The following is an 18,316-nucleotide window of genomic DNA, read 5'->3' on the forward strand; positions in this document are numbered from 1 at the left end:
TTCGTGGACAAGATGAAGCTCCGTCGCAAGTTGATGGAACAGCGTGCCTGTCTATCTCCCGAGCAGCGCCGGGCAAACGCGGTCGGCATCAGGGAAACCCTCCTCGATCAGCCGTGGGTGCAGATGGCGGGTCTGGTGGCCTGCTACTGGTCTATAGGTTCCGAGCCGGAGACGCACGGCCTTGTCTTCGCCCTGTGGAAACACGGCGCCACCGTGATGTTGCCTGTGCACAAGTCCGACGACGATCTGGACTGGGCGGTCTATGACGGTCCCGACACGCTCGCACCGGGACGTTCCGGGATCATGGAGCCGGTCGATGCCAGAAGGGGCGTCGAGGCCGTCCGCACGGCCGCTCTGGTGATCGTCCCCGCGCTCGCCGTCGACGCCCGGACCGGCGTACGGCTCGGCCGCGGCGGAGGCTCCTACGACAGGGCACTGGCGAGGGTCGGTCCCAACGTCCCGACGGTCGCCCTCCTGCACGACGGGGAGCTGATCGACGGGGTGCCCGCGGAACCGCACGACCAGGCGGTCCGCTATGCCGCGAGACCAGTGGGACTCACTAGGCTTATGCGGTAAATGGAGATCGATGTCTGGATTCTGCTCGGCGCTGCCGTCGTCGTCGTCGCCATCGTGTCCGTGGCCGTGGCGCATCGAAGCGGCCTGCCCAGCCTCCTGCTCTTCCTGGGCTTCGGACTCCTGCTGGGCGACTCGGCCATCGGCATCCAGTTCCGCGATCCCGAACTGGCCCAGCACATCGGCCTGTTCGCCCTGGCAGTCATCCTGGCCGAAGGCGGCCTGACCACCAACTGGCGACATGTGCGCCCTGCCGTACCCAGCGCCCTGATCCTGGCCACGCTCGGCATCGGGGTCAGCGTCGTCGTGGTCGCCTACGCCGTCCACGCCCTGCTCGGCGTCGACTGGAGGCTGGCGCTCATCCTCGGCGCTGTCCTGGCGTCGACGGACGCGGCGGCGGTCTTCTCCGTCCTGCGCAGGCTGCCGCTCCCGCGGAAGTTGTCGGGCACCCTCGAAGCGGAATCGGGATTCAACGACGCGCCGACCGTGATCGTCGTGGTGATGCTCAGCCAGATCTCCCAGCCCATCCCCGATCTGTGGACCTTCACCTGGCACACGGCGCTGGAGCTGGCCATCGGCGCCGCCGTGGCGTTCGTGGTGGGCCCGGCCGGAGTGTTCGCGCTGCGACACGTGGCCCTGCCGGCCTCGGGCCTCTACCCGATCGCCGTCATGGCGCTGACCTTCGTGTCGTATGGCGGAGCCGTACTCCTGCACGGCTCCGGCTTCCTCGCGGTCTATGTCACCGGCCTGATCCTCGGCAACGCCCGCCTCCCCCACCGGGCCGCCACCCGCGGGTTCGCCGAGGGCGCAGCGTGGCTCGCCCAGATCCTCCTATTCGTCATGCTCGGCCTGCTGGCCAGTCCGAAGGAGATGTCGAGCGCCATCGTGCCCGGTCTGATCGCGGGAACGGTCCTGGTGCTCCTGGCCAGACCGATCTCGGTGATGATCTCCGCGCAGGTGGCACGCGTGCTGCGCCTCGATCGCATCAGCTGGCGTGAGCAGACGTTCCTGTCGTGGGCGGGGCTGCGCGGCGCCGTCCCGATCGTCCTGGCCACGATCCCCTGGGCCAACAACGTCCGGGGCTCGGAGGAGCTGTTCGACCAGGTCTTCGTCATCGTCGTGGTGTTCACGCTGGTCCAGGGACCGACCCTGCCGTTCGTGGCACGCCTGCTCCGGGTCGGCGCGCCAGGAGAGGCTCTCGATCTGGAGGTCGAGTCGGCTCCGCTGGAGGAGCTCAACGCCGACCTCCTGCAGCTCAAGGTGCCACCCGGCTCGCAGTTGCACGGCGTGGAGATCTTCGAGCTGCGGCTGCCCTCCGACGCGCAGGTCACGCTGATCGTGCGTGACGGCAAGTCCTTCGTGCCGTCTGACACCACGCGCGTGCGCGCCGGTGACCAGGTGCTCATCGTCACCTCGGCCAACTGCCGCGAGCAGGTCGAGCGTCGTATGCGGGCCGTCTCGCGTCAGGGCAAGCTGGCCGGTTGGTACGGCGAGCGAGGGTTGGAATGAGTCAGCACCTTGCGTCGTTTATGATTAGCAGTCGCGTTGGCAGAGTGCCAGAGAGCCCCATGGGAGGAGCGTCCGTGCCCACCTACCAGTACGCCTGCAACGACTGCGGTGAGCAGCTCGAAGTCGTCCAGAAGTTCTCAGACGACGCCCTGACGGTATGCCCCAACTGCGAGGGCAACCTGCGCAAGGTCTTCTCGGCCGCCGCCATCGTCTTCAAGGGATCGGGCTTCTACCGCACCGACAACCGCTCGTCGTCGACCTCGTCCACCACGAACACGGCCTCGACGACGAAGAGCGAGAGCACCAAGACCGAGTCGAAGCCGAGCACCACCCCCGCGCCGGCCGCCTCCTCGTCCAACTAGGGCCGGTCCGTCGGGCTGCCGAGCAGCTGCGGCGACAGTTCGTCGATCAGCTGCTCCAGCTCGGGCCGCGGTCCCCAGTCGGCCACCAGCTCGCGCAGCGTCCGCCGGCAGCTCTGCAGCAGCGCCTCGGCCTTGACGTCGCCCTCCGGGGTCAGGCGCAGGGAGTGGCCGTCGGTCGAGCGCCTCACCAGGCCCTGCTCGATCAGGCGGTCGACGTACGGCCTGCCTTCCTGCCTGGTGACGTCGGCGCGCGCGGCGAGGTCCTCCGCCATCAGCCAGCCGGCGTCCTGGAGCCTGGTCAGCACCCAGATCGACTCGGGCGGCAGGTCCAGCAGATCGTTCTCGGCGCCCAGCTTGACGTAGAAGTCGCGGCGCAGCCGCTTGTCGGCCAGCCGTACGAGTCCTCGCTCGACCTCGGCCAGCGAGTTGCGCTCCGCCGAGGTCGCGCCCAGGCCCTCGCCGATGTCGACGGCCTTGGTGGTCTCCCTGAGCCGCTCCTCTGGGATGAACCACGACAACAGGAACGCCACGGCCATGATCGGCGTGGCGACCGTGAAGACCTGCGAGATCGAGTCGGCGTAGACGTGCAGGAAGTCCGCCCGCAGGTCCGCGGGGAGCGTCTGGATGATCGTCGGGTCCGCCTGCACCTGCGCCGGATTGAAGCCCGGCGGCAGCTGCGTGGTGGCCACGACCTGGGCCAGGTCGTCATTCAGCCGCGTGGTGAAGACCGAGCCGAGCACCGCCACGCCGAACGAGCCGCCGATGGAGCGGAAGAAGGTCGCGCCGCTGGTGGCGACGCCGAGGTCCTCGAAGCCGACGGCGTTCTGCACCGCGATGACCAGCACCTGCATCACCAGGCCCAGACCGCAGCCCAGGACCAGCAGGTCGATGCTCATGGTCAGGGTGGAGCTGGTCTCGGTCAGCCTGGAGAGCATGAACATGCCGACCGTGGCGATGGCCGTGCCGAGGATGGGAAAGATCCGGTATTTACCTGTCTTGGCGATCAGCTGGCCGCTCAGGATCGACATGCCCAAGGTGCCGACCATCATCGGCAGCAGATGCAGCCCTGACGCCGTGGCGCTCACGCCGTACACGACCTGCATGAACAGGGGCAGATAGGTCAGCGCGCCGAACATGCCGAAACCGACGACGAAGCCCACCAGCGACGTCATCGTGAACACGCGCAGCTTGAACAGGTGCAGCGGGAGCACCGGCTCCTCCGCGCGGGTCTCGACGAACGCCCAGAGGCCCACCATGACCACCGCGGCAGCGATCAGTCCGATGATGACCGGATCGGACCAGGCGTAGGTCTGCCCGCCCCAGGTGGTCATCAGCACCAGGCAGGAGGTCGCGCCGCCGAGCAGGACGATGCCCGCGTAGTCGATCTTGTGCTTGGTGCGCTTGGAAGTGCCCGGCAGCACGGCGGCGATCACGAACAGCGCCACCACGCCGATCGGCAGGTTGATGAAGAACACCCAGTGCCAGGACAGGTGGTCGACGAACAGGCCGCCCAGCAGCGGGCCGATCACGCTGGAGACGGCGAAGACGCCGCCGAAGAAGCCCTGGTACTTCCCGCGGTCGCGGGCCGAGACGACGTCGCCGACGATCGCCTGCGCAAGCACCATGAGGCCGCCGCCGCCCAGTCCCTGCAGGCTGCGGAAGGCGATCAGCTGGCCCATCGTCTGGCTGATGCCGCACAACGCCGAACCGATCAGGAAGATCACGATCGCGGCGATGAACAGCCCCTTGCGACCGTATTGGTCACCCAGTTTGCCCCAGAGCGGGGTCGAGACCGTCGAAGCGAGCATGTAGCCCGTGACCACCCACGACAGCTGTTCCAGCCCGCCGAGGTCGCTGACGATCGTCGGAAGAGCCGTCGAAACGATCGTCTGGTCGAGCGCCGCCAGGAGCATGCCGAGCATGAGCGCGATGATGATGAGCATGAGCCCACGCTGCTGCTTCATGAAACGGATCATACTGATCGTGTTCGTTGCATAACTCTTCGGAGTCGGTTTTCCACAGAACGGGGTTCCGCCGCTGTTGGCCGCCTGGACTGGCCGCTAGTCTCAGCGCCATGGTCACTCGCGCAGAGATCGGCGTCATCGGCGGCTCGGGCTTCTACTCCCTGCTCGACAACGCCGAGGAGATCGAGCTTTCGACTCCGTACGGCCCGCCCAGCGATGTCGTCACCGTGGGACGCATCGGATCCCGCACCGTTGCCTTCATCCCGCGCCACGGGCGCGACCACCGCTTCCCGCCGCATCGCATCCCCTACCGGGCCAACCTGTGGGCGCTGCGTTCGCTGGGCGTGACCCAGGTGCTCGCACCCAGCGCCGTAGGGTCGCTCAAGCCCGAGATCGGGCCCGGGGCGCTGGTGATCCCTGACCAGTTCGTCGACCGCACCTCCGGGCGCGTGCAGACCTACTACGACGTCAACGGGGCCGTCCACGTGTCCCTGGCCGACCCGTACTGCCCGTCGGGGCGCGCGGTGGCGATGACGGCGGCGATGACCGGCGGGTGGGAGGTCGTCGACGGCGGCACGCTGGTGGTGATCGAGGGGCCGCGGTTCTCGACGCGGGCGGAGTCGCGGTGGTTCTCGGCCAACGGGTGGAGCATCGTGGGGATGACCGGGTTCCCCGAGGCCGTGCTGGCTCGCGAGCTGGCGCTCTGCTACACGTCGCTGTCGCTGGTGACCGACCACGACGCCGGAGTGGAGGCCGGGGAGGGGGTCACGCACGAGGAGGTGCTGGCGTTCTTCGGGGCCAACGTGGCGAAGATGCGGACACTGGTGGGCGAGGCGGTGGGGATGCTGCCTCGGGAGCGGTCGTGTTCTTGCGGGAATGCGCTGGATGGGATCAAGTTGCCGTTCGAGCTGCCCTAGGAAGCCGATTTCACCCCTTTCCCTCCCTTCGCCGGGATCCGCGCCCCCGGCTCCTCCCCCTCCCCCGGACTGGAGTCTTCGTGCGCCCCTGGATCCGTCGTTTCGCCCGGCGTCGTCGCCTGATCGGCGCCGCACTCGCCGCCCTGGCGATGCTCAGCGCCCACACCGCCCTGAGCCCGTCCCCCGGCCCCACCACCGATGTGCTGATCGCCACCCGAGACCTCTCCCCAGGCCCCCTCCAGCCAGGAGACCTCCGGCGCACTCGAACGCCGCGCTCCGCCGTACCCGACGGCGCCGTCCTCGACGGCAAGACCCTCGCCACCCCCATGCGCCGCGGCGAGATCCTCACCGACGTCCGCCTGCTCGGTACCGCCCTGCTCGCCCGCCTCCCCCCGGGCACGGTGGCCACCCCTGTCCGGGTCGCCGACCCCGAGCTCACCACCCTGCTCACCCCCGGCGCCGCCATCGGCGTCATGGCCACCTGGGAGGGCGCCCAGAGCGCTCACACGGTCGCCGAGCGCGTGACCGTCATGTCGGTCATGGCCGAGGGCCTGATCGTCGTCGCCTCCACCCCGGAGCAGGCAGCCCAGCTGGCCGCAGCCCAGGCCTCAGAACGGCTTTCGATCACCCTACGTAGTTGAGCCACTACGATCTGTCGCATGAGTGGATTCAAAAAGTTCCTCATGCAAGGGAACGTGATCGACCTAGCCGTCGCCGTCATGATCGGCGCCGCATTCCAGAAGATCGTCGACGCCTTCGTCACGGACTTCATGACCCCGCTGATCGGCATCTTCGGCGGAGTGCCCGACTTCAGCGAGCTCTACTTCACGATCAACGGCTCGAAGTTCATGTACGGCGACTTCATCAACCAGGTGATCTCGTTCATCATGATCGCGCTCGTCATCTACTTCGTCATCGTCCGGCCGTACACCAGCTATAAGGACTACGCGGCCGCCAAGCAGGAGGCCACCCACCGCGACTGCCCGGAGTGCCTGACCGAGATCCCGATCGCCGCCAAGCGCTGCTCGGCCTGCTGCGCCCAGGTCGGCGTCTCCTAGCGGCTAGAGGATCGAATCGGATTGGGGATCGTACTCCCAGTGCCACGGCTCGAAGGGGCTGGAGTACGCCCAATCCGGGTGGATCCACCCGTAACGCTTGCCGTTCTTCTCCAGCCAGTTGAACTCTGCTGACCGGAACCTCTCCACCCCTCCACACAAGTCCACAGCCAGCCCCAGGCCGTGGTTACTCCGCCCGGGCACAGCGGCGAACCCCGGCCGCCGGTAGTAGATCGACTGCTGCTCGGACAGATTCCGATAGGCGTCGGACACACACATACTCCGCCCGAACTGCCGCTTGTAAGCCTCATTCAGACTGACGAACGCGATGGCGGCGTCCGCTCGCAGCTGATGCCCCTTCTGCTGAAGCGGGCAGAGCAGGTGACCAGGAATCAACCCGTTCGGGTAGTCGTCGGCCACCCCGATCTGGAGCGGATTACATCCCAGCGCGGCCCGGCCCACCTTGTCGATCTTGATGCCGAGCTTCACCAGCGCCTGCGTGAGCGACTTGACGACCTTGTCCGAGCGCTGCCGGATCAGGTCGACCTCCGCCGACATCTGCGCCTCGGCCAGCAGATTCCCCGCACGCAGCTCCTGCGCTTCCGCCGCCAGCCGCTCCTTCTCGGCATGCAACCGGCTCGTCACCTCGACCGCCTGCTGCCGATTGGCCACGATCTCCCCGGTGTCAGCCATCGCCCGCAACGTCCTGATGTCGGCCTCACCCGACAACAACGAGGTGAACCCATTGGCCAGCGGCTGCTGATACAGCGCCTCGGCGATCTGCGAAACGGGCTTACGCCGTACGGCCAGCTCCCGCTCGGCGAGCGTCAGCTCGTCGAGCTTCGCCTTGAGCTCCTTCTCGGCCGTCTCGATCTCGGTGCGCCGCTTGATCAACGCCTTGTCGGCGGCCTCTAGCTCCTTGGCGGACTTCTCCGCCTCCTTGCGCAACGCGGTCAGATCCCCAGGATCCTTCTCCTGCGCACTCGCGAGACTCCCTACCGAGTTCAGCGTGCCGTGAGCCGCCTCCGCGCTGTGAGCTGCCTGCGCGCCTTGAGCCGTCCGTGCACTTTGAGCCGTCCATGCACGTTGAGCTACCTGCGCGCCTTGAGCCGTCTCCGCGCGCACCGGTTGGACGGCAACGACGAAGCTCGTGGCCACGACGACCGCGATCAGACCCGCTGATCGTGGGGACGGCACCGTCGGCTCCTCCATTGCACACTCGTTACCTTGGTCAGGCACGCACGTTACTACAGCCCCCTTGGTGCCCGGACCGAACTCCGGAGAGCCGTTATGTCCAGTTCATACGGATTGCCGCTCATGCTCACGACAGAGCTCCCACAACCACGTCTCCTCCCACTCCCCCGGACACGCCTCAGGCGGCCTCACCGGCCCCCGCCGCGGCCGCTCGACCCCCTCGGACCCGTCCGGCCGCGGCACCCGCACCCGCTCATCGCCACCCCCAGGCTCCAGAACCGCCCCGGGCTCATCCCGCTGCATCTCCCGCTCAGGCGCCGGCACCATCCCCCCGTACACCCGATCCGGCCGCGCCGGCGCCGGCGCCAGCACCGGCTCGAACACCACCCCACGTACGGCAGACGCGGCCACCAGCCCTTCCGCCTTGGCCATCCCGTCCTTGTCCGCATCAACGGCCTGGTGCTGATATCCCAGCTCCCCCGCCATCAACCCACCGGCCAGGATCGCCGGCGCCAGGAGCGCGACTCCAAGGGCCACTGGCCTCCTCGTGCGCGTTCTTTTACTCACGAGCAGGACGTTAGCCACGCCAGGCGGGCCGGTCAGGGAGCGCTTGTCATGGCTTTACCGCAGGTCGAGGTAGGGATGACTTTGGTTCTTGAAGTTGGTGGGTGGGGCGGGCGCATGTGGTGGCCGTCTTTCGCTACGCTTACAGGTGTCCGCCTCCGTAGCTCAGGGGATAGAGCACCGCTCTCCTAAAGCGGGTGCCGCAGGTTCGAATCCTGCCGGGGGCACATAGTCTCGACCAGGCGCGCAGCCTGCCCGAAGATCCCGACGATCTACCAGGTGACAGCAGTTTTTGACAGCCCAGAGCTGGAATGCGTTGCCTGTCTTGATCACACTGGGCCGCTGTCGCATGAATTCGACGCCCACCTGGTGCGGGATGAAGAGTCGGTCTCCAACTGCGCGGAGAGCGTCAAGGAACTCGGCGCGAGCGGTGCCAGTGAGCTTGTATGCGTCGAGCAGGGTGTTCGTGTCGAGGACGACCAGGCCCTTCGTGTAGAAGGCTTCGAGGTCGGCCTCGGATGGGGGAAGTATCCAGGGAAGGCGTCGCGGAGCGACGACTTGGCGGGGGTCGGCTTGGGGGAACCCTGACTCATGGCGGACCAGACTAGGGCGCGTCGGGACGTTCTAACCGCGAGTGGAGTTCTTCGGCGTGTCGCCGCGGCCTTCGCTGGGCAGGAGGACTTCGGCCCCGCGGCGGCGGAAGATCTCAGCCGCCGCTCCGCTCGTGCCTAAGCGCCGTGGGCATGCTCAAGGCTATTTTGTCAGCTCCGCATTAAGCTGTTTCTGCAGGCAACGCAGAGAGCTATTCATGCCTTCAATCGCCGCTTCCTTTCTGCGGACGGCGACGGCGGCCTGTGATGCGTCCGGTGGCCCCTCGCTTAAAATATTCGTGACATTGGTGTACTCGGTCAGGTGGCCACTCCACTCGGAAAGGATCTTGTTCGTGCCTTCAGAGCAGTGAAGTGCGGCCTTGGCGGTGCAGGCACCTATGTCGCCGTTGAAGCTTGGAGCCGATCCGTCACTCGCGGCTGTAGTTGCGTGCAGGACCATGGTGAGAATGTCGGCGTAGGCCTCGGCGCGACGCGCTTCGCGGGCGAGCGCGAGCTGACTAGCGGCCGTCTTGTCGGCAACCCTCTCAACGTGCTGCCGACCTTGATGACCTGCGTACCAGGTGAACCCAATTCCAACGATGCCACTCACAGCGGTAGCTACAGGGGCAACCCATTCCCATGCCATCACACAAGTATGAAGGGGAGCTTTTCTAGAACCGCATTCGATTCTCCTATAAGGCGTCGGACTTTTCGGGCGCACGGGCCGAGTAGGCTCAGCAAATGAGCAACCCCGCATCCGCCCTCGCTGGCTTGCTTGCCGCGTGGCACGTACCGGCTAACAAGCGACCCGAGGACCCGCGTGGCATCAGGGATGTTCCGGCACTGGAGTTCTGGCAGAGCCAGGGGCGCGCGGTAGGACTCATGCTCGACATCGAGCGCGCTCTCGCTGGCCTGGAGATGACAGGCTTCAATATCAAGTCTTTCCAGGATGGGCTGCCTCACTGGTACCGCGCCGTGTTCGCATACTCGGTGCCCTGGCAACAGAACTCGAACGCTGAGCGTCCGCTCCTCGATGCGGCGTACCTCAGCCTCCTCGAAGGCCTCGGGACTCTCTTGGAAGTCGCACAAGCTTCGCTCGTCCTTCTCCCAAGCACACTGGAGCAACTCGCCAAAGCTCTGGATGAGATCGAAGATCTGATAAAGATCACGCCCGAACTGGGGGATGACTCTCGCCGCTACATGCTGAGCTTGATCTGGGAGCTCAAGCTGCACCTCTCTGAGATCGACACCTTCGGTACTGCGAACGTGCAGAACACGATCTACACGCTGGCGGGTGCCATGCACTCTCAAGCTGCGCGCATGTTCAAGGAGAACCCAGAGGCGGGGAGGACCTTCTTCCAGAAAGCCACCCAACTCGTCGGGATTGTGTTCCCCTCGCCCGGGAGCAGTCCGCTGGAGATCACCGCAGGCGGCATCGACCACAAAGAGTTGGAATAGCACGACGCAGTGATCATGAGCGCCAGGCGCGTTCGAGCGCGTCGACCGCCAGACCGCAGCGGATGACCCGCTCCCGCTCCCGCCGGTATGTCTCGTCCACCTCGCGGATTGCGTGCGGTGGCAGCTCGCCCTTCAGTGCGACCGCTGAGGTCCTGTAGCCGCGCACGATCTTCGGTGTAGACGAGCCGTAGGTGGGCGCGGGCCATCTGCAGCAGCACCACGGGGTGGTCCTGTAGGACCTGGTGTGAGCGGTAGCCAGGCGGCAGCTGCTCGAACAGCCACAGGGTCGCGGTCCGCTTCCAGTCCGCGGCGGACGGGGCGGGGACGCCGGCGAGCCAGTCCTGGGGCGCGTCGGCTGGCACGGTCGGTGCTGGCTGGGTTGCGACGACGGTGCGCGGGACGCGGTCGTAGGTGACGTCGTCGATCCGCTCGGTCTGGTCGATGGGCAGCCACTGGGTCTGCAGGGCGGTCCGGGAGTGGCGGTAGGAGGCGAGCTCGGTCCACGTCACCAGGGCGCGAAGCTCGACGCCCTGCTCGTCGACCTCGTACTCGGCGACCTGCCCGACCGTGGCGTCTCGCCCGAGCACCTGATCAGGCAAGATGCGGATCTTGGGCTGGCCTTTCATGGACGCTCATGCTAGCGCCAGTCGTACGCCTGTTCGAGCTCCTGTGTGGCGTGTAGCCGATCGATAAGCAGCCGCATACATGCGATCCGTAGATTCGGCCAGACCCGCACCCAACTGGGAGGCCCCGGTGAGAGGCAAACCCCTACTGCGCGCAACCATGGCCATAACGCTGGCCGCCGGACTACTCACAGCCACCGCGTCCCCAGCGAGCGCCGCCTCATGCGCGATCAAGGGCGACCTGGAGAACACCTGGCGTGCCTGGTGGTGCTCGACCGCTTGGTATCAGGACTCGTTCGACTACTGGGTGGAAGGATGGTGCCAGAGCGGCGGGCACGACTATGGCCAGCGCTACAACTCGTGGTCAAACAGGGGCTGGTCCGAGATCAGGTGCCCTTCAGGCATCAATCGCTTTATTCGCTGGTCGGAGTAGCCGCCCGTCGAGTGCGCAGGGGTCACGATGCGAGCAGGTCGAAGTGGAAGCCCGCGGCCAGCGTCAGCAACGCCACGCAGCGGGTCACCAGTTCACTCTTGCGATGCTCGAAGACCCGCGCCAGGCCTCGCACTGCGACTTCGACGAGTCTTTCGAACGTCAGCAGCACGCATAGGAGGCTCACGCCCAGCAGTCCGGCTCCGATCATCGGCATGACGCGCGACCAGGCTGGAATAGCAGACCCCACGAACACCACGAGTGGTGCTGTAGTGCCGCACACGCAGGCAACCGCCCAGGCCTTGTCGGGCCACCTTGAGGTCTCCGCATCGAAGGTCACGTGCCGGCCGCCGAACTGCCTGAGCCTTTCTGGGCCGATGATGTCCAGTACGACGGTCATGCCAGCGACGAACGCGGCGATCTTGCCGATACGTCCCCACCAGATCATCGGCACGCCGAACAAGTCGTTGCCCAGCGTGGACTTGCCGTCCAGCCACAAGCCCCACGCCTCAATGTAGGAGATGTCCGGCATGGAGGGAGCGTAGGAGCGGCACCGCGCGCTGCTCAGCCGATCCGGTGCATCGGCCTCAGCTGGACAGCAGCCGGGTTCAGCGATGCGGCGAACGCGACCTGGTGGCCGAGCGCCCTCGGCGAGATCAGCGCAGGTCACCCAAGTCGACGCCCTCGAAGTTGTAGGTCACGTCGACCTCACCCCCCACGATCTGCTTGACCGGGGTGTCCAATCCCATCAACTTCGCCCGGCGCTCCTCGATCTGCAGGATCGTCTTGATCGCCATCAGCTTCGGGGCGTCGTCCCGCACCACCTCGCCCCGGCCCTCGTCGACGTCGGCCTCGCCCTCATCGTTGATGTACGGCTGGCCCATCCGCACGACCTTGCCCTGCGACACGGTCACGTGCTCTCGGCCGAGGACGGCGTACGCCTCACGCAGCATCTCGTCCAGCCGCTCGGCCTGCTCGGCCCGGTAGGCGGTCACCTCCTGCGCAGGGATCGCCTTCAGGGCCGCCCAGTAGATCTGGTGCGCGCGCTGCCGGGTGACGCCGAGCTGCTCGCCGATCGCCTCGAACGTCTGACCCTGCCGACGCAGGCGCATCACCTCGGCGGACTGGTGGGCGGCCTCCTCCTTCTTTGCTGGCGAGCTGCCCACGTCAAGCACTCCTTACGTCAAGGGCTGCTGTGGTGCATCCAGCGTAGGCATTTCGTGGGGTGTAGCGCATCACAGGATTATTCTGGGGTCCGCTTAGATTTGATTTACGCTACCTGAGTGGTCTTGTTGCAGGCTTTGAGTCGTTCTGTTGATCGGAGTGCAATCGCCCTGCAAGGAAGGGCTTGATAAAGGGCTGCTTTGTTGGAGCACCCGGAACTCTTCTATCGAGAACTGCAATCTTGATTGGCCGTGTTTCGGGTTGCTAAATTACGGCTCGCCCACAGAAAACAGAGGAGCGCACTCTTCAGTCACAGGTCGATGACCAGCTCAAACAGGCTCCCGGTGGGACGCAGATCAGCCGGACAGAGGTGTCCTACAACGGCGGCAACGTGATCGTCGCGTTCCCGCTCCCGGGCGACCGCAGCGTCTCCACCGATCCCGCGTTCCGCAAGGGATATGACCCCTCCCTCGGGGGGCCGACCCCGAATGCCTATCAGCGCGGCTGTCCGTACGGCTCGCTCACCTTCTGGAAGTGCCTCTACGACCAGACCAGCTGGGGCGGCCGCATGGTCCAGTACAAGGACATGGGGGTGCAAAACCTTCCGACCGACTTCTACAATAAGGCCGAGTCGGCGGTGAATACAGGCAGCCCTTACTTCGCCATTCCGCACGACATGAATATCTTCATGAACACGGGCGGAACTGGTCCTGTTGTGGCACATGTCCCCGAAGATGGAGAAATTAGCTCGTTCGGAACCATGAACAATAAGGCGAAGAGCATCTACGTCTACCATCGCTACTAGTTTCTTTCACAGTGGCCCGCTGGCGTACCCAGCGGGCCACTGGCCCTGAAGTCCATTCCAATGAGAGTGAGCCCATGACCCACGACAACCTCGGGCCTAACGGCATCGGCCGTGCGAGGACCGTCGCCGCGCTGTCGGCCGTGGGCGCGGTCGCCGCAGTGCTGGGGTTCGCCGCCGTACCGAAGTCGTCCCTGCTGCCGTGGATACTCGCCCTGATTGGGACGACGATCAGTGTCGTCACAGTGCTGCTGGCGCTGTTCACGCTCCTGCTTCGCCCTGCTCGTCGGCGCCCGCTCAAACTGGAGAGCGAGATGAGCGAGGAGGTCGCCAAGCGGTCCGCGATGTTGTGGATTTTGGTGCGCGTGGCGGCGAGCTTGGCGACGCTTTCAGTGGCCCTATACGTTCTGACTCTCTGTATCAGCCTTGTGAGCTAAAGCGCTTCATCATTTCGTCGCCGAGAGGCTGCGGCGGGGTGGTCACCTGAGCCTCCCTCGGATGCGGATGCGGATGCGGGTCTTGTGGCAGGTCCGGCACTGCTGGACGTGGACGCGGCCGGTCACTTCGAGCGTGGTCCAGTGGTGCCGAAGGTGGATCACGACGGCTCAGCCTTGGCCGGCTCCGGCGGACTCCAGATCGTGTAGCTGTGTGCTTCCTCGTGGCCGTCGTCGAGTGAGCATCGAGTCCCGCCGCCGGGCGCGAGGTCCCAGCAGGCAGGGCCGTCATCCTCGGTGGGGCACGTGCAGAACACCGACCAGTCCGGCGCCCCGCAGTCCCCCCGAGGGCACTCACACGATGCGATGCCGTCGCCCTGACCGTTGTACGGGTCGGGCAGGTCGCACAGGTCACAGATGTCGGCTCGGCTCATAGACGCTCCTCGGGAGGCGCGGCCTCGTGCGCTTCGTCCTGCTGCTCGGCGGCCAGCGAGATGCCGTGTCCGAGCGCGGCGAACGGCGCTACCTCGACGACCTCCTCGACGCGCGGCCCGAAGGTCGGCGCCAGGCCGTACGGCTGGGGCGGTGGGAACTGGCTCATGAAGTCCTTCGCCACGGCGGTGCCGGCCACGATGGCGGCCGTCGGCACGCCGCCGGACGTAGGGAGCGGCGAGAGCTCGTTGATCCGGTTGATGACCTTGATCCACTCCCGCAGGCTTTCCAGTACGGAGTCGTCGCTCACGGCCGGATCACCACCACGGTGGCGTCATCGCGGTAGCCGTCCTCGTCGGCCTGGACGGCGGTGACTATGGCGTCAGCGAGGGCCTGGGGGTTGTCCTGGTGGGCGTCGACGAGATCGGCCATGACGTCGTGCAGGACCTGGTCGTGCACACCGTCGGTGGTGATGATGACCAGCTCGTTGGCGGGGATCTCGACCTCGTAGACGGTGGCGACGGCGGCCTGGGCGAGGGTGGTGCGGACCCAGTTGTCGTGCTCGTCGGCCAGCTCCCACGGTGCGCCGTTGGCGCGCAGTTGCTGGCCGACGGTGTGGTCGGTGGTGTGGAGCGTCAGCCACTCGCCGTCCCAGCCGTACGCGCGCGCGTCGCCGACCCAGTCGACGACGGTGGGGGCGAACGGCCGGGCGCGGGCGGCCACGGCCACCGCGTCGGGCCCATCGTCGTCAGGCCCGCGGTCGGCCACCAGCTGGGCTGCGGTGAGCATGCCGGCGAGCGGGCCCCGTACGGCGGCGACGCGGGCGGCAGCCTCTGCGAGGACGGAGACGATGGCGTGGGTGGCGTCGTCGTGGCCGATGCCGTCTATGACGGCCACGCCGGTAACGTGCTGCGCGCTGGTGTAGGCGCGGGCGGCGTCGGCGTTGCCGGTGTCGGTGCTGCCCTGGCGGGTGGCGATGCCGTACTTGATCACGTGCTTGTCCTCTCGATGGGCGGGAACTGGATGACGAGCTGGGTGGGGATATGGCCTGGTGAGCGGACCCGGATGCGGATGCTCGCCCGGCGGGTCGCGTCCGTGAGCCGGGCGGCTTGCACGCGCTTGCGGTAGCAGCCCTCGCCGAGGAGCAGACCGAGCCGCCGGCGTAAGGCCTTGGTCGACCAGATGCGCCGGCCGCAGTCGAAGCACCGCGGTACGGGCCGGCGACCCGCGCGGGGCGGGAAGCGGATGATCATCTGTCTCATGATTCGCGCGCCCCGCATTCGCCTTTGAGCGCTCTGGCGCACCTGTGGAGGGCCTCGCTCACCTCCTCCGCCGAATTCAGCGTTAGTCCAGGACCGGTGGGAACGCTGGAGCCCCCGATATGGAGAGGAGGACGACATGCGCGACTGGGTGTGGAAGAACCGCAGCTGGGACTGGGGCAGCCCCGGCTTCGACTGGTCATGAGGTGACCGGTACGGCATAGGACGGGAGTGAGTGCCGTACCTCGCAGGGAGGCGGCGCAGGCGAAAGTCGGCGTCGCCCTCCCCTGCAGGAGCGCGGTCATGGTTTTCCTGTTCGGGCGAGGAGCTCGCGGGCGCATGCGGCGCCGCGAGCGGTGGTGGCCTGGCGGTGGTCGACTGGAGGCTCCTCGTAGAGCTCGGGCACGGCCGTCGAGGCAGCGCGGGGCTGGGCGTCGAGGCGGGTGCCGCGGTGGGCATGGCAGGGCGGGCCAGGCGGACGACGTACAGCCGGCCGCATCCGGAGATCCGGACGTGCACCTCTATGCACGATCTGAGCGGGCAAGCCAGTCCGGAGAGCCCTCGTGAACGAGGTATGAGATGACGGGAGTAGGCCCGGCACCTCTCCCCGCATGACTCCCCGGAGCTGGAAGGCCCGGCGATGTGAGCCCTGCACCCGCATCACACCGCCGCGCCGGTCTACAACGGTTCTGTGCCGGCCTACAGCGGCTCCATTCGAACCGGCGCCTCCGCCGTCTCGGTCGTCTCCTCGACGAGCGACGCGATCAGGAGCGCCGCACCCGCCGCATCGGCGATCTGGTGTCTACGAAGCCGCATGTCCCGCCCAGGCCACCGGAACTCCCGGCCGATCCAGACGATCACTCCCGGTGCGAGGCTGAGCATCATCACACCGGCCCTGGAGCAGAAGCCGTCCCGATCCTCCGTGAACACCCCGCGCTCCCGGAGTTCTTCTCTGAGCCGTTCCAGCGCCTGCTCCGGATTCATCGCACCGCTCCGGCGGTACGCCTCCGGTGCCGCCATCGCCCCTGGGCTGCGTTCCTGGCCACTGGTGCCACCCGCTGTCGCGGCGCGGCCGAGTGAAAGCGCTGCTCCAGCGCCCACGCCTGCGCCTCCATCTCTTCGGGAGTGAGCGCCTCGATGTGCGGAAACCCGCGACGGATCGCCCAGAACCTGCCGGTGGCCACGCCGTACCAGACCGCCCCGTGAGGCAGGCGTTGCGCCAGCATTCGTGCTGCCTGTACCGGGTCCATCTGCGCCTCCTGGGATTTCGGATTACTCCCAGTAGAGGGCCTGCGCTCCGCCGTACGGAGGGTGACAATGGGGAACACCCGCGGACAGCAGGCGGGAGGCTCCGTGGAGCAATGGCCCGCCCGCATCCGAACCGAACGGAAGGCACTGTTGTGGGACACGCACACCATGGCTCGTCGCCTGCGTGACGGCTCCGGAGACCATGGCCGCGACCTGCCCGACCACGAGGCGTTGGTCCCTTCGATCCGCCGCTGGGAGTCGGGCAAGATCTCAGTGCTGAGCGAACGGGATCGGCTGCTCTTCTGCCAGGCCTTGCGTGTGACCGAGCCAGACCTCTTCGGGGACGGCACCATGCCGTCCGTGGCATGTCCCGAAGACACCCGCGATCGGGAAGCCATGTCATCGTTCCCGAGGGGCCGACCGGCGTGTCGGGGGCGGGCATCTTTACGCCACGGTCATCGGTTATCTGGAGCACGATGTCGCGCCCAGACTGTTCAGCGGCTCGGATGGGGAGGTTTAACCGCCGCGGCGGCGTTCACCGAGATGGCCGGCTGGATGGCCCATGACGCTGGCCAGGACGACATCGCCGACCGGCACTTCTCCCGTGCGCTCGATCTGGCGAGTGCCGGGCGTGACCGTCGGCTCGAAGCGCATGTTTCTCGGTAGCAAGAGCCACCTGGCGCGGCACCTCGGGAATACCGGCGAGGCTGTACGGCTCGCCCAGCGCGGGGTCACCCTGCTTGACGCTGCAGTTCCCATGATGAAGGCGCGGCTTCTCGCCTTGGGTGCGAGGGCCTTCGCTGCCTCGGGCGAGTCCGGTGAGTGCGCACAGTTGCTGCTGATGGCCGTACAAGCCCTCGCTCAGGAGTCGGAGTCCTCGCCTTGGACCAGCCCGTTCGGCCACGCCGCTCTAATCCTGGAGACCGCTCAGGCTCAGCTCGCCCTCGGGCAGGCGATCTCGGCGGCAAAGCACGCCGTCGCGGCCGTTTCGCTGCGGTCCGGCGACCGGACCCGTAGGCGTGCGCTGGCCCAGCTCGTTCACGCCGAGGCGCTCATCGCAGACCATCGCGCGGCGGAAGCGTGCTCGATCATTCTCGACGTGATCGAGCAGACGCGGTCCCTGAGCTCCGTAGTGGTAACCCGTCGGCTGGAGCATCTGCAGGAGCGGCTGACGGCGTACCGTAGGGAGGACGCGATCGCCGACTCTCTCCGGGCACTTGCCGCGGCTCTGCGGGAGCGGCGCTGGCTGTACCAGTGGGAAGGGCCTCACCGTGGAGCCGCTGTACGAACGTGATCCTGAAGCGTACCGCGCCCTCCTGGCCGAGGGGAACGCCAAGTAGGCGCGGAAGCGGGTGGGAGCCGATGTTCTGATCCGCGATCCTGATGGGCGGATTCTGCGGGTGAGTCCCACTTATAAGCCGAGCTGGGACCTCCCTGATGGTACGGCTGAGGCCAATGAGTCCCCGGCTGCAGCGGCGCAGAGGGAGATCAAGGAAGAGCTCGGGCTCGACATCGACCTCGGGCCGATGCTCGTCGTGGATTGGGTTCCCCCCACGGACCGTGGATGACTCGCTGATGTTCATCTTCGATGGAGGCACCCTCACGCACCCCGTCCACGCCATCGACGACGACGAAACCGAAGCTGAAGCGCCCCGGCTTTGATGGAGAGCTCAGGGGTTGATTCCAACGGTCTCGTTGGGCTGGTGTTGAGCGTAGTAGAAGGCTTCGTACTCCACCG

At 66.7% G+C, this 18,316-nt stretch carries 23 protein-coding genes, 1 tRNA gene and 1 pseudogene; 12 read left to right on the forward strand and 13 right to left on the reverse strand.

What is annotated here, in order from left to right; genetic code table 11:
- The first annotated feature begins 3 nt into the window (after window positions 1-3).
- The 3 genes from ACIBH1_RS40710 (at window position 4) to ACIBH1_RS40720 (ending at window position 2,444) form a co-directional block, all read left to right on the forward strand.
- Complete coding sequence (locus tag ACIBH1_RS40710) at window positions 4-576, forward strand: 5-formyltetrahydrofolate cyclo-ligase (protein WP_397319407.1); 573 nt, start codon at window positions 4-6, stop codon at window positions 574-576.
- A complete protein-coding gene (locus tag ACIBH1_RS40715; protein WP_397319408.1) occupies window positions 577-2,082 on the forward strand; it encodes a potassium/proton antiporter in 1,506 nt (501 codons plus the stop codon).
- A gap of 74 nt (window positions 2,083-2,156) precedes the next feature.
- Complete coding sequence (locus tag ACIBH1_RS40720; protein ID WP_397319409.1) at window positions 2,157-2,444, forward strand: FmdB family zinc ribbon protein; 288 nt, start codon at window positions 2,157-2,159, stop codon at window positions 2,442-2,444.
- Here ACIBH1_RS40720 and ACIBH1_RS40725 read toward each other — a convergent pair.
- Window positions 2,441-4,426 (reverse strand): MFS transporter, encoded by a 1,986-nt coding sequence (locus ACIBH1_RS40725; protein ID WP_397319438.1) that lies wholly within the window; start codon window positions 4,424-4,426, stop codon window positions 2,441-2,443. The two genes, ACIBH1_RS40720 and ACIBH1_RS40725, sit on opposite strands and share 4 nt — an antisense overlap.
- Window positions 4,427-4,518: 92 nt before the next feature.
- On the opposite strand from ACIBH1_RS40725, the gene ACIBH1_RS40730 reads away from it, so the two are divergent.
- The 3 genes from ACIBH1_RS40730 to mscL all read left to right on the forward strand — a co-directional run bounded on the left by ACIBH1_RS40730 (window position 4,519) and on the right by mscL (window position 6,383).
- A complete protein-coding gene (locus tag ACIBH1_RS40730; protein WP_397319410.1) occupies window positions 4,519-5,325 on the forward strand; it encodes an S-methyl-5'-thioadenosine phosphorylase in 807 nt (268 codons plus the stop codon).
- An 80-nt stretch (window positions 5,326-5,405) separates the two neighbouring features.
- A complete protein-coding gene (locus ACIBH1_RS40735; protein ID WP_397319411.1) occupies window positions 5,406-5,966 on the forward strand; it encodes a flagellar biosynthesis protein FlgA in 561 nt (186 codons plus the stop codon).
- Between the two features lie 18 nt (window positions 5,967-5,984).
- Window positions 5,985-6,383 carry a large conductance mechanosensitive channel protein MscL gene (mscL, locus tag ACIBH1_RS40740; protein WP_397319412.1) on the forward strand — a complete coding sequence of 133 codons (399 nt, stop codon included), beginning with the start codon at window positions 5,985-5,987 and terminating at the stop codon, window positions 6,381-6,383.
- A 3-nt stretch (window positions 6,384-6,386) separates the two neighbouring features.
- Here the strand turns inward: mscL and ACIBH1_RS40745 are convergent, their stop codons facing one another.
- Complete coding sequence (locus ACIBH1_RS40745) at window positions 6,387-7,592, reverse strand: D-alanyl-D-alanine carboxypeptidase family protein (RefSeq protein WP_397319413.1); 1,206 nt, start codon at window positions 7,590-7,592, stop codon at window positions 6,387-6,389.
- A 700-nt stretch (window positions 7,593-8,292) separates the two neighbouring features.
- Here ACIBH1_RS40745 and ACIBH1_RS40750 point away from each other — a divergent pair.
- A tRNA-Arg gene (locus ACIBH1_RS40750) sits at window positions 8,293-8,365 on the forward strand.
- 154 nt (window positions 8,366-8,519) lie between these two features.
- On the opposite strand, the pseudogene ACIBH1_RS40755 reads toward ACIBH1_RS40750, so the two are convergent.
- Window positions 8,520-8,741, reverse strand: a pseudogene (locus tag ACIBH1_RS40755) (PIN-like domain-containing protein); the annotation flags it as partial.
- 150 nt (window positions 8,742-8,891) lie between these two features.
- The gene (locus ACIBH1_RS40760; RefSeq protein WP_397319414.1) at window positions 8,892-9,374 is read right to left on the reverse strand and encodes a hypothetical protein; all 483 of its coding nucleotides are present in this window, start codon (window positions 9,372-9,374) and stop codon (window positions 8,892-8,894) included.
- Between the two features lie 95 nt (window positions 9,375-9,469).
- Here ACIBH1_RS40760 and ACIBH1_RS40765 point away from each other — a divergent pair, with 95 nt between their 5' ends.
- Window positions 9,470-10,186 carry a hypothetical protein gene (locus tag ACIBH1_RS40765; protein WP_397319415.1) on the forward strand — a complete coding sequence of 239 codons (717 nt, stop codon included), beginning with the start codon at window positions 9,470-9,472 and terminating at the stop codon, window positions 10,184-10,186.
- Between the two features lie 13 nt (window positions 10,187-10,199).
- Here ACIBH1_RS40765 and ACIBH1_RS40770 read toward each other — a convergent pair whose 3' ends face one another.
- From ACIBH1_RS40770 to ACIBH1_RS40780, 3 genes are all read right to left on the reverse strand, one after another.
- Window positions 10,200-10,352, reverse strand: coding sequence for a hypothetical protein (locus tag ACIBH1_RS40770; protein ID WP_397319416.1), 153 nt, complete (start codon window positions 10,350-10,352; stop codon window positions 10,200-10,202).
- 912 nt (window positions 10,353-11,264) lie between these two features.
- A complete protein-coding gene (locus tag ACIBH1_RS40775) occupies window positions 11,265-11,771 on the reverse strand; it encodes a hypothetical protein (RefSeq protein ID WP_397319417.1) in 507 nt (168 codons plus the stop codon).
- Window positions 11,772-11,895: 124 nt separating this feature from the next.
- Complete coding sequence (locus ACIBH1_RS40780; RefSeq protein WP_397319418.1) at window positions 11,896-12,405, reverse strand: hypothetical protein; 510 nt, start codon at window positions 12,403-12,405, stop codon at window positions 11,896-11,898.
- Between the two features lie 368 nt (window positions 12,406-12,773).
- Here ACIBH1_RS40780 and ACIBH1_RS40785 point away from each other — a divergent pair, with 368 nt between their 5' ends.
- Both ACIBH1_RS40785 and ACIBH1_RS40790 read left to right on the forward strand, forming a co-directional pair.
- Window positions 12,774-13,208, forward strand: coding sequence for a hypothetical protein (locus ACIBH1_RS40785; protein WP_397319419.1), 435 nt, complete (start codon window positions 12,774-12,776; stop codon window positions 13,206-13,208).
- Window positions 13,209-13,282: 74 nt separating this feature from the next.
- A complete protein-coding gene (locus ACIBH1_RS40790; RefSeq protein WP_397319420.1) occupies window positions 13,283-13,642 on the forward strand; it encodes a hypothetical protein in 360 nt (119 codons plus the stop codon).
- 158 nt (window positions 13,643-13,800) lie between these two features.
- On the opposite strand, the gene ACIBH1_RS40795 is transcribed toward ACIBH1_RS40790, so the two are convergent.
- The 6 genes from ACIBH1_RS40795 to ACIBH1_RS40820 form a co-directional block, all read right to left on the reverse strand.
- Window positions 13,801-14,073, reverse strand: coding sequence for a hypothetical protein (locus tag ACIBH1_RS40795; protein WP_397319421.1), 273 nt, complete (start codon window positions 14,071-14,073; stop codon window positions 13,801-13,803).
- Window positions 14,070-14,381, reverse strand: coding sequence for a hypothetical protein (locus ACIBH1_RS40800; RefSeq protein WP_397319422.1), 312 nt, complete (start codon window positions 14,379-14,381; stop codon window positions 14,070-14,072). The genes ACIBH1_RS40795 and ACIBH1_RS40800 overlap by 4 nt, the downstream gene beginning before the upstream one ends.
- The gene (locus ACIBH1_RS40805; protein WP_397319424.1) at window positions 14,378-15,064 is read right to left on the reverse strand and encodes a PP2C family protein-serine/threonine phosphatase; all 687 of its coding nucleotides are present in this window, start codon (window positions 15,062-15,064) and stop codon (window positions 14,378-14,380) included. The genes ACIBH1_RS40800 and ACIBH1_RS40805 overlap by 4 nt, the downstream gene beginning before the upstream one ends.
- Window positions 15,061-15,324 (reverse strand): hypothetical protein, encoded by a 264-nt coding sequence (locus tag ACIBH1_RS40810; protein ID WP_397319425.1) that lies wholly within the window; start codon window positions 15,322-15,324, stop codon window positions 15,061-15,063. Before ACIBH1_RS40810 ends, ACIBH1_RS40805 begins: the two co-directional genes overlap by 4 nt.
- A 705-nt stretch (window positions 15,325-16,029) precedes the next feature.
- Complete coding sequence (locus tag ACIBH1_RS40815; protein ID WP_397319426.1) at window positions 16,030-16,314, reverse strand: hypothetical protein; 285 nt, start codon at window positions 16,312-16,314, stop codon at window positions 16,030-16,032.
- Entirely contained in the window at window positions 16,311-16,580 is a 270-nt protein-coding gene (locus ACIBH1_RS40820) for a hypothetical protein (RefSeq protein WP_397319427.1), read from the reverse strand. The genes ACIBH1_RS40815 and ACIBH1_RS40820 overlap by 4 nt, the downstream gene beginning before the upstream one ends.
- 560 nt (window positions 16,581-17,140) lie before the next feature.
- On the opposite strand from ACIBH1_RS40820, the gene ACIBH1_RS40825 reads away from it, so the two are divergent.
- Window positions 17,141-17,872 carry a hypothetical protein gene (locus tag ACIBH1_RS40825; RefSeq protein WP_397319428.1) on the forward strand — a complete coding sequence of 244 codons (732 nt, stop codon included), beginning with the start codon at window positions 17,141-17,143 and terminating at the stop codon, window positions 17,870-17,872.
- Between the two features lie 106 nt (window positions 17,873-17,978).
- Window positions 17,979-18,146, forward strand: a complete 168-nt coding sequence (locus ACIBH1_RS40830) for an NUDIX domain-containing protein (protein WP_397319439.1) — start codon at window positions 17,979-17,981, stop codon at window positions 18,144-18,146.
- The last annotated feature ends 170 nt before the right edge of the window (window positions 18,147-18,316 follow it).

Source organism: Nonomuraea sp. NPDC050663 (genome assembly GCF_044456985.1).
GTDB lineage: Bacteria > Actinomycetota > Actinomycetes > Streptosporangiales > Streptosporangiaceae > Nonomuraea.